Origin of the sequence: Campylobacter showae, from assembly GCF_900699785.1 — a bacterium.
GTDB lineage: Bacteria > Campylobacterota > Campylobacteria > Campylobacterales > Campylobacteraceae > Campylobacter_A > Campylobacter_A showae_D.
Window position 1 is genome coordinate 613,910 of record NZ_LR535679.1, and the last position, 12,395, is coordinate 626,304.

The 12,395-nt window shown below is 47.3% G+C and carries 11 protein-coding genes; 10 read left to right on the top strand and 1 reads right to left on the bottom strand.

Annotation, left to right across the window (positions count from 1 at the left end; all coding sequences use genetic code 11):
- Positions 1-49 precede the first annotated feature (49 nt).
- The 4 genes from prfB to E4V70_RS03090 are packed head-to-tail and all read left to right on the top strand — an operon-like array spanning position 50 to position 3,457.
- Entirely contained in the window at positions 50-1,150 is a 1,101-nt protein-coding gene (prfB, locus tag E4V70_RS03075) for a peptide chain release factor 2 (RefSeq protein ID WP_122861921.1), read from the top strand.
- An 11-nt stretch (positions 1,151-1,161) separates the two neighbouring features.
- The gene (locus E4V70_RS03080) at positions 1,162-1,479 is read left to right on the top strand and encodes a type II secretion system protein (protein WP_122861920.1); all 318 of its coding nucleotides are present in this window, start codon (positions 1,162-1,164) and stop codon (positions 1,477-1,479) included.
- A complete protein-coding gene (locus tag E4V70_RS03085; protein WP_122861919.1) occupies positions 1,476-2,819 on the top strand; it encodes an FAD-dependent oxidoreductase in 1,344 nt (447 codons plus the stop codon). The genes E4V70_RS03080 and E4V70_RS03085 overlap by 4 nt, the downstream gene beginning before the upstream one ends.
- 20 nt (positions 2,820-2,839) lie before the next feature.
- Positions 2,840-3,457 (top strand): tetratricopeptide repeat protein, encoded by a 618-nt coding sequence (locus tag E4V70_RS03090; RefSeq protein ID WP_122861918.1) that lies wholly within the window; start codon positions 2,840-2,842, stop codon positions 3,455-3,457.
- A gap of 363 nt (positions 3,458-3,820) precedes the next feature.
- Here the strand turns inward: E4V70_RS03090 and E4V70_RS03095 are convergent, their stop codons facing one another.
- Positions 3,821-5,827, bottom strand: a complete 2,007-nt coding sequence (locus E4V70_RS03095; RefSeq protein ID WP_122861917.1) for a TonB-dependent receptor domain-containing protein — start codon at positions 5,825-5,827, stop codon at positions 3,821-3,823.
- A gap of 217 nt (positions 5,828-6,044) precedes the next feature.
- On the opposite strand from E4V70_RS03095, the gene exbB reads away from it, so the two are divergent.
- The 6 genes from exbB (at position 6,045) to E4V70_RS03125 (ending at position 12,325) form a co-directional block, all read left to right on the top strand.
- A complete protein-coding gene (gene exbB / locus E4V70_RS03100) occupies positions 6,045-6,473 on the top strand; it encodes a TonB-system energizer ExbB (RefSeq protein WP_002952142.1) in 429 nt (142 codons plus the stop codon).
- Positions 6,466-6,843 carry a TonB system transport protein ExbD gene (exbD, locus tag E4V70_RS03105; RefSeq protein ID WP_122861916.1) on the top strand — a complete coding sequence of 126 codons (378 nt, stop codon included), beginning with the start codon at positions 6,466-6,468 and terminating at the stop codon, positions 6,841-6,843. The genes exbB and exbD overlap by 8 nt, the downstream gene beginning before the upstream one ends.
- The gene (locus tag E4V70_RS11065; RefSeq protein ID WP_122861915.1) at positions 6,809-7,660 is read left to right on the top strand and encodes an energy transducer TonB; all 852 of its coding nucleotides are present in this window, start codon (positions 6,809-6,811) and stop codon (positions 7,658-7,660) included. The genes exbD and E4V70_RS11065 overlap by 35 nt, the downstream gene beginning before the upstream one ends.
- A 638-nt stretch (positions 7,661-8,298) precedes the next feature.
- Positions 8,299-9,654, top strand: coding sequence for an adenylosuccinate lyase (gene purB / locus E4V70_RS03115; RefSeq protein ID WP_122861914.1), 1,356 nt, complete (start codon positions 8,299-8,301; stop codon positions 9,652-9,654).
- A gap of 247 nt (positions 9,655-9,901) precedes the next feature.
- Positions 9,902-11,305 carry an anion permease gene (locus E4V70_RS03120; RefSeq protein ID WP_122861913.1) on the top strand — a complete coding sequence of 468 codons (1,404 nt, stop codon included), beginning with the start codon at positions 9,902-9,904 and terminating at the stop codon, positions 11,303-11,305.
- A 54-nt stretch (positions 11,306-11,359) separates the two neighbouring features.
- A complete protein-coding gene (locus tag E4V70_RS03125) occupies positions 11,360-12,325 on the top strand; it encodes a helix-turn-helix transcriptional regulator (protein ID WP_122861912.1) in 966 nt (321 codons plus the stop codon).
- The last annotated feature ends 70 nt before the right edge of the window (positions 12,326-12,395 follow it).

Sequence of the window (12,395 nt, forward strand, 5' to 3'; positions counted from 1 at the left end):
TACAAATATGTTATAATCACGCCAAAAAGCACAAAAAAGGTCTTAAAATTTGGATAATTACGAATACACGGAACTTCTAAAAACCCTAAACACGAAAGTAGAAAATATCGCTAGCGTCGTAAAGCCCGAGAGTATCAAAGCTCGTCTAAAAGAGATCGAGGAGCTAGAAAACGATCAAAATTTCTGGCAAGATATCGCAAAAGCGGGTGCCATCGGCAAGGAAAAAACGAAAATTTCAAATATCTTAAATAACTTCCTAAACGCCAAAAGCGCCGTAGACGACGCAAAGGATCTATACGAGCTAGCCAACTCCGAAAACGACGAAGAGACGATAAATTCGCTCTTTGCCGAGGCTGGCGAGTTAGAGGATAAGATAGTAAATTTAGAGATTTCTATGCTGCTTAGCGGCGAGGACGACGGCAAAAACGCCATCGTCACCATCCACCCGGGCGCGGGCGGTACGGAGAGTAACGACTGGGCTAGCATGCTATACCGCATGTATCTGCGCTTTTGCGAGCGCGAGGGCTTTAAGGTAGAAACCCTGGACTTCCAAGAGGGCGAAGAAGCAGGACTAAAAGACGTGAGTTTTATCGTTAAAGGCGTAAACGCCTACGGCTATCTAAAGGCCGAAAACGGTATCCACCGCTTAGTGCGAACCAGTCCGTTTGATAGCGCGGGTCGCCGCCACACGAGCTTTACCAGCGTGATGGTAAGCCCGGAGATCGATGATGACATCGAGATAGAAATCGACGAAAAAGACCTAAAAATCGACACCTACCGCGCGGGCGGAGCGGGCGGTCAGCACGTAAATAAAACCGAGTCCGCCGTGCGTATCACTCACGCGCCTACAGGCATCGTCGTGCAGTGCCAAAACGACCGCAGCCAGCACAAAAACAAAGCCACTGCGATGAAAATGCTAAAATCGCGCCTCTATGAGCTAGAGCTAATGAAACAGCAAGAAGCCGCCGGCAGCATCGAAAAAAGCGAGATCGGCTGGGGCCATCAGATCCGCTCATACGTGCTTTTTCCGTATCAGCAGGTTAAAGACAACCGCAGCGGCGAGGCGTACAGCCAAACCGACGCGATACTAGACGGCGATATAAAAAAGCTCATCGAGGGCGTTTTAGTAAGTCAAAAAAGCATAAACTAGAAAGGAAAAATATGGAAATTTCAGCTCTTTTAAACCAGCTAGGCTATAACGAAAACGATGCGACCACCGCGCAAGTTAAGCGCATCCTAAACAACTGCGACGGATTAAATTTAAGCAGTATCATCACGCTAAACGACCACCTAAAACCGCTAGGTAGCTTCGTCGCGATGAGCGGCAGCGAGGACGTGTTTAAGATAAAAAACGCGGGCAAAACGCCTGACGCGCAAAGCGACGCGCTAAACGTGATCGAAAACTGGGCTGAAAAGAACAAAATAAGCATAAAAAAAGTAAATGAAACCACGCACTACATACTAGGAAAAAATATATGAAAAACTACGATATCATCGTCATCGGCTTTGGCAAGGCAGGCAAAACGCTCGCCGTAAAAGCCGCAAATTTGGGCAAAAAGGTCGCCGTGATCGAAAAATCGGCGCAGATGTACGGCGGAACGTGCATAAACGTCGGCTGCATCCCGACAAAGAAGCTAGTAAATTTAAGCAAAGAAGCAAAATACGTCAACAATAACGTCGCGGGCGAGTATTTCACGCTTAGCGTCGAAAAGAAAGACAAGCTAATCTCCGCGCTTAGAGCCAAAAATTTCGCGATGCTTGAGGGCAACGCAAACGTCGACGTGATAAACGGCACGGCTAAATTTGTAGATAAAAATAGCGTCGAAGTCGCGGCGGCAGACGGCTCAAAAAGCACGCTTGCCGCGCCAACGATCGTTATAAATACTGGCTCGATTAATGAAAAACCAAGCTTTGAGGTTAGTTCAAATTTAGCTTACGACAGCACGGGGATTTTAAACCTAAAAACGCTCCCAAAGCGCCTAGTAGTCGTGGGCGGCGGGTACATCGGGCTTGAGTTTGCCTCGATGTTTGCCGAGTTTGGCTCAAAGGTCACTATCGTAGCTCGCTCGGGCGTGCTAAAAAACGAGGACGAGGACGTAAAAGAGAGCGTAAAAACGCTACTACAAACGCAAGGGATCGATATTTTAGAGGGCTGCGAAGTTAAAAATTTAAAAGACGGTACGCTAAATTTCGTCCAAAACGGCGAGGCTAAAAGCCTTGACGCGGACGCGTTTTTACTAGCGACCGGACGAGTAGCTGCGACTGCGGAGCTAAATTTGAGCGCGGCCGGCGTACAAACGGACGCCAAAGGAAACGTGCTAGTAAACGAGTTTTTACAAACAGCACAGCCGCATATCTATGCAGTAGGCGACGTTCGCGGCGGCGAGCTTTTCACATATACGAGCCTAGATGATTTTCGCATCGTATTCGACAAGCTTTTTGGCGCGGGCAAACGAAGCACTCTAAACCGCTCTCCTCACGCTAGCGCGCTTTTTACCGAGACTCCGCTAGCTAGCATCGGACTAAGCGAAAAACGAGCGACGGCGCAAAATTTAGACTTTAAGGTTCTAAAACTAGCGCTAGCAGCAGTCCCCGGCGCAAAGGTAGTCGGCAACGAAACGGGATTTTTAAAAGCAATCCTGGACGCAAAAAGCGGCAAAATTTTGGGCGCGGCGTTTCACTGCGTTTACGCAAACGAGCTTATCAACGAGATTGCCATCGCGATGACCATAGGAGCGGGCGCTGATTTCTTTAAAAATCAGATTTTCACCCATCCTAGCATCAGCGAAGCGTTAAACGACCTCTTTGGACAATTTTAAAACTACGAAAAGGATAAAAAATGAGAAATTTACTTCTTGCCTTTATCGGGCTTTTGTTTGTAGGGTGCGCAGCTTCAAGCGGCGGCGGTAGCTTCTCTAGCGACAACCCGGACTATGACTTTAACAAGCGTGCCATAGGCGTTTTAAAACCGAAATGCGAAAGCGGCAACTACTCCGCGTGCAACGATCTTGCTATCAGCTACCAAAATTTGCAAGATCACAAAACAGCTATAAAATACTATGAAAGAGCGTGCGGCAACAACTATCAGCCCGCTTGCACAAACCTTGCCAACATGTATCAAACCGGGCTTGGCGTAAGCAAAGACGCAAACAAAGCCCTTGAAATCTACAACGCCTCGTGCGCGAACGGCGGCGCGTACTCTTGCTACTATCTAGGCGAGTTTTACCGCTCAAACGCCGACGGCAAGGAGCCTGACTACGCAAACGCTATGTCGGCCTACGACAGAGGCTGCAAACTAGGCGACGTGCCTTGCTGCACGAACACGGCGGTGCTTTACGAGCACGGCCTAGGCGTAGCGCAGGATGAGTCAAAAGCTAGAAGCATCTACCGCTCGGCGTGCTTTAGCGGCGATACCTCCGCATGCGACAATCTAAAAAGAATGGGCAGAAAACGCTAATAAAAACATCAAATTTAACGCCTTTAAATTCGGCGTTAAATTTACTACGGCGAGTCAAATTCGGCTCGCTTTTTTGCTTCTAGATTTACTCCCCAAAAACCCGCATCTTGAAAATGCAAATTTAAAGCTACCCGTTAAATTTGACGCCGCGCGCTCATAAATTTAACTCCGCAAATTTACCTTTGCGATATGCGGTAAATTTTACTCGCTTAGCTAAAGCACGTAAATTTCAGCGCATTTAAAACAACAATCCTTTTACCGCAAATAACAAAAGAAACAACGCTAGATTTGAGTAAATTTATAAAAAAGTAGAACATAGGGGCTTAAATTTAAGCCCCAGGAAACGTAGGATTAGAGTAAAAATTAAAATTTATAAGAGATGTTAACCTTAAAGTTTCTGCCCGGCTCCCAGTCGATAGCGTTTGCATCGCCCGTGTATTCGGCCATTCTTTGAGAGTGCGAGACGTAGGCTTTGTTAAATACGTTGTAAACGCCCGCGTTTATCTCAAGTCCTTTAAATTTACCGCCGCTTGGCGCATAAGTGAGATAGACGTCGCTCACGGCGTAGCTCGGGATATGTACGGCCGCGTCGTTGCCAGCACTCGTCGTGTCTTTAGAAGCAAAATAAATAAGGTTATAACCAACAAGCGTATCGATAGCGTTTATCGAATACTCGGCGTTAAAGGTGTATTTGTCGCCCTGGTCGCGGTAGCCGATGATATTTGACGTGTAGTAGCCGCCGCTGCCGTTTCTTACGCGGTCTTTATATCTTACTTTTTGATGAGTATAGCTAGCGCCTAAGCTTAGCGCGTCGAGGTTTAGTCTCGCCAAAAGCTCGACGCCGTCGATATCCGCGCCGCCTGCGTTGATCCTATAGAGCACCGGATTTACACGCCCGCCTGCTGCGTTATTGTCTACGATTAGATTTTTGTATTTGGTTTTAAAGTATTTAGCCACGAAGCTAACGTGTCCCGTTTCGCTAAACTCGCCCTTGTAGCGTCCGCCGATCTCGTAGCTATCGCCCGTAGTGGCCTTTAGATAAGGGTTTGCTCTATATCCTAGCGCCGTACCCCTACTAGCGCCGCTAGCTAGCATAGACTCCATAACGTCCGGTCCTCTAAACACTTTAGCGTAGCTGGCAAATACTCCAAGCCCTTTCATAAACTCGTAATCAAGCGCTAAAGCCGGCGTAAATTCGTCAAATTTGTATTTGTACCCGCCGATATTTGCGCCCGTGCCGTTATATGTCTTTAGCTCGTGGCGCTCGTATCTGATGCCAGGAGTCACGGTAAGTCCCGCAAATTTGATCGCGTCCTCTAAGTAAAACGAGTAGTTGTTTACTTTTTCGGGACGGTTGTTTTGCGGTTTGTTAAAGTTCTCGCTGTGGTAGTACTCCGCGCCGTATCTTAGCGTTTGCGTCACGTCGCCCGTCTCTATCGCGGTTTTTGCTTTCGCACTTAGGCCTCTAGTTTTTACGCCCCATTTGCTACCGTCGATTCTCTGATGCTTCGTATGATAGGCCGTTACGTCGAGATTTAGCAGTTCACTCGGCGTAAATTCATACTTTAGCGTCGTCGTATCGCGCTCGTATTTACGATCGGCGTCGGCGTTGCCTCCGCTATGCCAGCTGCCAAACTCCGCCCTCAACGGATAAAGTCCCTTATAGTGGTTGTGTTCGTGAGAGAGCGATATCCTGTGCGCGTCTAAAAAGCTATACCCGAGCTTAAAAAGATAGCTAAGGTCGTTGCCGTCGCCGCCGATTTTCTTACCGTTACCGCTCTTGCCGTAGTCGTAGCCCTTATGATTTATCGCGGCTAAAAAGTCAAGTCCCTCGACGGGCGCGGTAAAAACCATGAGTCCTTGCGAAAATTCGTCGTTATTTGAGGCATAGCCCGTTTTGATTTTGGCGCCAATGATTTCGCCCTCTTCCAGCAGGTCTCTAGCATCCACCGTCCTAAAGGCTACCGAACCGCCCAGAGCCCCAGCGCCGTTTACCACAGAGCGCGAGCCGACCTCAACGTCGATGGCTTTGATCAGATCGGGGTCGATTAGTAGGTCTGCGTTGTGGTGAAAGGTATTTCCATTTTGTTTCGCGCCGTCGATCGTGATATTTAAGCCGCGGTCGCTCACGCCTCTCATGTAGATTTTTTGGTTCATGCCGTTCGTGCCGCCCACATAAACGCCCGGGATATCGCGCATGACGTCTTTTAGTATGCCTGCGTTTCTCGTGCTTATTTTTACGTCGTCAACGCCGTAGCCGCCGCTAGTGCTGCTTACCTCTACGCCGCTTAGCGTTACGTTCTCGGCGGCATTTGCGCCGATAGCCAGAGCCGCTACGAAAGAAATTTTCGCAACATTGTTAAAACTCATTTTTTCTCCTCTTTAAATTTAAGAAAATTTGCGTTGATTTAGAAAAATATTTAAATTTTGTTTTCTTTAATCTGCTCAAATTTTGAAAACGAATACTACAATCTTAAGACTAAATTTTAGATAAATTTATCTAAAATATTACTTGCTTATTCGTTATTGACAATAAATACCATAATCTGATATAATTGCCGCGCAAATTTTAGTAAGAAGGCATTAAATGGAATTTCTCAAACACAACGTCGATTACGTTATCATCGGTATTTTAGGGCTTATGAGCTTTGTCGTAGTATGGCTCACGATAGAGCGCTTGATCTTTTACGCAAACGTTAAATTTGAAAACTACAAGAATCAAGACGACTTTGAAGAGAGCGTAACTAGAAATTTAACAACGCTTTATATAGTTTATTCAAATGCGCCGTATATCGGACTTTTGGGTACGGTCGCGGGCATCATGGTGACCTTTTACGACATGGGTATGAGCGGCGGCATCGACACTAAAAGCATCATGGTCGGCCTGTCTCTCGCGCTAAAAGCAACCGCGCTAGGCCTAATCGTCGCAATACCGACGCTAATGATCTACAACGCGTTTATGAGAAAAGTGGACGTTTTAGTAAACCGCTACAAGGCTTCACGTGAGAATGCCTAAAAAAGAGGGATTAAACGTAATCCCGCTCATAGATATTATGCTCGTTTTGCTAGCCATCGTGCTTAGCGTTTCGACTTTTATCGCTCAGGGCAATATCAAAATCGACCTACCAAACAGCGAAAGCGCGGAAAAAAAGCAAGACGAAAACGATAAAATCGCCGTTTTAATTAATAAAGATAATGAATTTTTTATAGGCGAAGAGAAAATCGCCGAAGAAAATTTAAAAGAAAAGTTAAACGAGATAAAAAACGAAACGTTAATAGAACTCAAAAGCGATAAAGAGAGTAAATTCGACTCGTTTATCAAGGTTATCGACATACTAAAAGAAAAAAATCATGAAAACTTCGCTATCACGACAACAACTGAATAGACGCGCCAGCTTTACGGGGCTTGGCGTCTCTATCCTGTTGCACTCTATACTCATCGGGTCTTTTATCAAATTTTACGAAGAGATAAAACCGATGCCAGAAGAAAAAAGCGTCAAGATAGCGCTAAATACCTTTACGCCGCCAGCAGCTCCGCTCCCGCCGGCGCCAACTCCCCCGGCCCCGCCGCCTCCGGCACCGCCTGCGCCTCCTCCGCCTGAACCTGTCGTCACTCCGCCGGAGCCGCCAAAGCCGGTTGAGCCGCCTAAGCCGATAGAAAAGCCAAAACCTGTGGAAAAACCAAAACCGATAGAAAAGCCGGTTGAAAAGCCAAAGCCTAAACCTACGCCAAAACCGGTCAAAAAGCCTGAGCCTGAGCCTGAGCCGGAACAGCAAGTCGCGCAAGTAGCACCGCCCGCACAGCCGTCGCCGCCTACTCCTACGCCGCCTGCGGCGCAGCCAAGCGGCGCTCTAAGCTCGAATGTAAAATCAAATTTACCGCCTAGCGGAGCAGAAACCGTCGGAGAATTTAACTTCGCGACATCAGCCGGCGACGAGAGATTTTCTAAAATCCAAAAGGCGATACAAAAGCATCACAAATACCCTAAACGCGCGCAAAAAATGCGCCATCAGGGCGTCGTAGAGGTTAGCTTTTTATACAAAAAAGACGGCACCGTCCGCGACGTAAAAGTGATAAAAAGCTCGGGCTACGAGACGCTAGACGAGGCCGCGGTCGAGCTCATAAACCGCGCCGCACCGGATTTTCCGACGCTTGATCGCGACTACGTCATCAAAATCCCGGTTAGCTACAAGCTCACGTAAATTTAAGCCGTTTTTGCGGCTTAAATTTTACTTCTAAGTTTGCTCGCATGATTTCAAATTCTGATGCAAAAATGAAATTTGACGCGCTAAATTTTATTAAATCGCCCGCTCAAATTTGACGTTAAATTTGTCGCCATCTCGGTAGCGCGTAAGGCAAAATTTGAAACTAAATTTAAACGGTAAAAGCGCGGATCAGGCCGCGTTCATCTTTAAATTTAAAGCCGTATCGAGCTTCGACGCAAAAAGCGATTTAAAATTTTAAGCGTCAAATTTTTACGGCACCGTCTTCCTAAATTTTACCAAAATCCTTTTTTCAAATTTTATCTTGCGGCCGCCAAATATCGGTGACGTCCAAAAACCGCGCTTTCTCGCGCTAAATTAAACGCCGAATTTGCGCTCATAAGCCCTCAAAGCTCGCCTTTATCCTCGTTAAATCTGAAATCTCGGCTAAAAAACGCACTAAATTTGACCGAGTAAATTTGATCTCTCGCCTGCAAATTAGCCGAATTTAACCGCTTAAATTCGGCTATGCTTATATTTTTAGACTAAATTTGATATTTAAATTTTAACGGTCAAATTCTGTCAAAACGCCTTGCTAAAATTTCGTCAAATCAATTTTTAATCCGCAGGAGGACAAGATGGCATCAGGAACGCTTGACAGCAGAGTTTTTAAAGTAATGTTTGTTAGCGAGGATATGAGAAAGATATTTAGCGACGAAAATAAGGTGCAAAAGTGGCTGGACACCGAGGCTGCACTAGCTAGAGCGCAAGCAAAGCTGGGCATCATCGAGCCTAGGCGCGCCGAGCAAATAACCAAATTTGCCCGTGCAGAGTTAGTCGATCTAGACGCGATCGGAGAAAATTACAAAAGTTCAATCACTATCGTGCCGCTTTTAAAAGAGTTTAAGAAAGTCTTTGACGACGATAGCGGCGAGTTCGTACACTGGGGCGCGACCAGCCAGGACATAATGGACAATGGCATGGTGCTGCAAATCCGCGAAGCTATAGCGCTTCTTAAAAAACTACTCGAAAAAACCTACAACGAGACGCTAAAGATCAGCGAAAAATACAAAAACACCGTCATGGCGGGTCGCACACACGTTATTCACGCGCTACCTATCACGTTTGGCTTCAAAACGGCGATGTGGGCGCAGGAGATCAGACGCAGCCTAGATAGACTAAAGGAAATCGCTCCTCGCGTACTTGTAGGACAGCTCTCAGGCGCCGTTGGTACGCTAGCATCGCAAGAAGGCAAGGGGCTGGAGATGCAAAAGCTGATGATGGATGATCTGGGGCTAAACGTACCGGTGATTTCGTGGCACCCTAGCCGCGACCACATGGTCGAGTACGTCTCGACACTAGCCATCATCGCAGGCACGATCGGACGCATAGCGCGAGAGATCTTAAGCCTCCAGCGCACCGAGATTTGTGAGGTTGAAGAACCGTTTTTTATGGGCAAGGTCGGTAGCTCCACGATGCCGCATAAGCGCAATCCTCAGGTCTGCGAGGGCGTCATCGCGCTAACTAAGATCGTGCGTGCGCAGGCTCCTTTGATGGTGGAGGCTATGGAATGTGAAAACGAGCGTGACTGGGGGTGCGAAGCAGTCGAGTGGGACGCGATACCAAAGTCATCCATCCACCTTGCAGGCGCGCTTGAAAAGATAAACGACATCCTAGAAAATCTCATCGTCTATCCGCAAAATATGAAGCGAAATTTGGGCGCGCTAAAGGGTGCGATGCTAAGCGAAGCCGTGATGCTGCATCTGGGCGAAAAGCTAGGCAGGATGAGTGCTCACGAGATCGTTTACGAAGTCTGCATGAAGGCTTTTACCGACGGTAAACCAGTCATCGACGACCTACTCGAGCGTGCAGAGGTAGCAAAGCACTTCACCAGAGCGCAGCTCGAGGAGATCATGGACCCGGAAAAATACGTCGGCCTAAGCGCGACATTCGTAGACCGCGTGATAGAAGACAGTAAAAGCTATGTAAAATAAGGAAAATTCAACTCGGTGGTAAGCGTTTTGGCAAGATTTAACTTCGCGGAAAGGGCGGCAAATTTTGGCTACTAAATTTAAACCGTAAATTTAGTAGCCCGACTTTACAAGAGAAGGTTTTGTACTAAGGCGGTTAAATTTAGCAAGTCGTCAATTTACCGCGAATAAAAGCGTATAAAAAGTCAAATTTGAGTTCAAAATTTGCAAAAAAAGCGCAAAATTTAAAACAAAAAAAGAAAGGTCTAAAATGAATAACGCAGTAAAAGCCCTGGCAATAATCATCATCGGGCTTGCGGTGTGGTTCTCGCCAAATCCTGAGGGCGTGAGCAAGGAGGCCTGGCATCTCTTCGCTATCGTTTTGGCGACGATTTTGGGGCTGATTTTGCAGCCTCTGCCTATCGGAGCAGTAGCGATGATCGGCATCACGGTCGCGATACTAACCAAGGTCATGAAGCCCGCGGAGGCCCTTAGCGGCTTTGCCAGTACGACCATATGGCTCATCGTCGCAGCCTATATGATCGCGCGAGGCTTCATAAAAACCGGTCTTGGACGGCGAATAGCATATAAAATCATCTCAATTCTAGGCGACAGTACGCTAAAGTTAGGATATGCGATAGTTATCAGCGACGCCGTCATTAGTCCCGCGATGCCAAGCTCGGGAGCTAGAGCCGGCGGGATAATGTTTCCCATCGTAAATTCGCTCTCAAAGGCCCTTGGCAGCGAGCCCGACGAAGGTAGCCGCAAAAAAGCCGGAGCGTTTTTTATGCAGACGCTTTGGCAAGGCAACACGATAACAAACGGCATGTTTTTAACCTCGATGGCGGGCAACCCTCTCATCGCATCGCTTGCGCTCTCGGCCTTTAGCGTCGAGATATCGTGGACGCTCTGGGCGCTTGGCGCGATAGTTCCGGCGGTCTGTTCGCTCGTCGTTATCCCGCTAGTGCTTTATAAAATTTACCCGCCGCAGATCAAGGCCTTTCCCGAAGGCAAGGCCATAGCCGCGCGCGAACTAGCCGCGATGGGGCCGATGAGCAGAGGCGAAAAGCTGATGCTGGGCGTTTTTGCGGGCTCTTTAGTGCTCTGGGCTACGGGCGGACTAACGGGTCTAAACGCCACAACCGTGGGACTCGTGGCCGTGTGCGTGATGACGATATGCGGCGTGCTCGAGTGGAAGGACGTTACCGGCGAAAAAGGCGCGTGGGATACGCTCATCTGGATGGGTGCGCTCATCACGTTAGCCGGCGGCCTAAACAAAACGGGCTTTATAAAGTGGTTTTCGGCCTGGGTTTCGGGCGGTATGAGCGGATTTGGCTGGATGAGCGTGCTAGCTATTTTACTGCTTATTTACGTTTATTCACACTATATGTTTGCCAGCCTCACTGCACATATAACGGCGATGTATTCGGCATTCGGCGCGGTTGCGATAGCTGCGGGAGCTAGTCCTGTTTTCGTCGCTCTAGCCTTTGCCTACGCTTCAAATTTGATGATGCCTATCACGCACTACGGCGGAGCGCCCGGACCGATAATCTTTGGCGCCGGATACGTCACGCAAAACGAATGGTGGCGGCTAGGCTTTATAACGACGCTGATAAATTTATTTATCTGGACTATAATAGGCGGAGTTTGGTGGAAGGTGCTAGGCCTTTGGTAAAATTTACAAATTTACAGGCGAGATGCAAACTTGCCCGTAAATTTAAGGCAGAATATGGCGAATAAAAAAGTATTTGAAATTTTAGAGCTTTTAAAAGAGCTAGCAAGCGGCAGAGAGGTCGCGTTAAAGGCCTACTGTGCCAAAAGCGGCCTAAGCGAACGCACGCTTAGGCGTTATATAGAGGATTTAAAGGCCATTTTTGGCAGTGAACATATCGTAAAGCTCGAAAAGGGCAGCTACGTGTGCAAAAACGGCGAGCTTTTTAAGCCTTTCGTTATGCCAAACGAGCACCAAAATGAGAGCAAAAAGCTCATCGACCTGCTACACGTCATCAACCCGGGCTTTGCTAAATTTTTGCCTCCGACACACAAAAAAGTGGACGACAAGCTAGCCAAAGAGCTAGCGGAAATCTTTCTTATCAAGGGTAGTCCGCACGAAAACACCCCAAATCTTCGCACTTTCGCCGCGCTGCAAAAAGCGATCAAATTTAAAAGATACTGTGAGTTAAAATACCTCGGGCGTCGCTTAAGCGAAGTCAAAATCCTAAAGCTGATCTACTGCAAAGGCAACTGGCAAGTAGCCACTCTAAGAAGCTCTGAGACGGAAAACAACGGCTTTGAGGTGCTGCGAGCAGCCTTTATCGAGGATGTAAAAATCTCGACAAAAACTTTTTACGCCGACGAATATACGCTAAATTTCATCAAAAACTCCGAGACCTTTTGGGATGGCTATAAGGTCTCGCCCTACCCAGCCGCAGTCGCCGTATCGCCTGATGCGCGTAAATACTTCGCGCAAAAAAGATTTTTCAAATCGCAAAAAATCTCGGACGAGCCGCTACCAAACGGCTGGACGAAGATCGAGTTTAGCGTCACTAGCGATAAAATGCTACTAATGCCAGCTAAAAGGTGGTTTCCAAACCTAGTCATCCTCTCGCCTCTTAGCGCAAAGCGTAAATTTGAAGACGATATAGACATTTATAGGCAAAATTCGGCTTTATTTTTAGTCGATAAGGATCAATAAAAGTCGTTTTTAATCTTACTTCAATAAAGCAATCTTGCCGTCCATTTGGCAAACAAATTGCTCAAACAGC

What these genes read in the sequence shown, in the direction of transcription:
- E4V70_RS03080 (WP_122861920.1), top strand. Translation starts at nt 1,162, where the DNA reads ATGGAAATTTCAGCTCTTTTAAACCAGCTAGGCTATAACGAAAACGAT.
- E4V70_RS03085 (WP_122861919.1), top strand. Translation starts at nt 1,476, where the DNA reads ATGAAAAACTACGATATCATCGTCATCGGCTTTGGCAAGGCAGGCAAA.
- E4V70_RS03090 (WP_122861918.1), top strand. Translation starts at nt 2,840, where the DNA reads ATGAGAAATTTACTTCTTGCCTTTATCGGGCTTTTGTTTGTAGGGTGC.
- E4V70_RS03095 (WP_122861917.1), bottom strand. Translation starts at nt 5,827, where the DNA reads ATGAGTTTTAACAATGTTGCGAAAATTTCTTTCGTAGCGGCTCTGGCT.
- exbB (WP_002952142.1), top strand. Translation starts at nt 6,045, where the DNA reads ATGGAATTTCTCAAACACAACGTCGATTACGTTATCATCGGTATTTTA.
- exbD (WP_122861916.1), top strand. Translation starts at nt 6,466, where the DNA reads ATGCCTAAAAAAGAGGGATTAAACGTAATCCCGCTCATAGATATTATG.
- E4V70_RS11065 (WP_122861915.1), top strand. Translation starts at nt 6,809, where the DNA reads ATGAAAACTTCGCTATCACGACAACAACTGAATAGACGCGCCAGCTTT.
- purB (WP_122861914.1), top strand. Translation starts at nt 8,299, where the DNA reads ATGGCATCAGGAACGCTTGACAGCAGAGTTTTTAAAGTAATGTTTGTT.
- E4V70_RS03120 (WP_122861913.1), top strand. Translation starts at nt 9,902, where the DNA reads ATGAATAACGCAGTAAAAGCCCTGGCAATAATCATCATCGGGCTTGCG.
- E4V70_RS03125 (WP_122861912.1), top strand. Translation starts at nt 11,360, where the DNA reads ATGGCGAATAAAAAAGTATTTGAAATTTTAGAGCTTTTAAAAGAGCTA.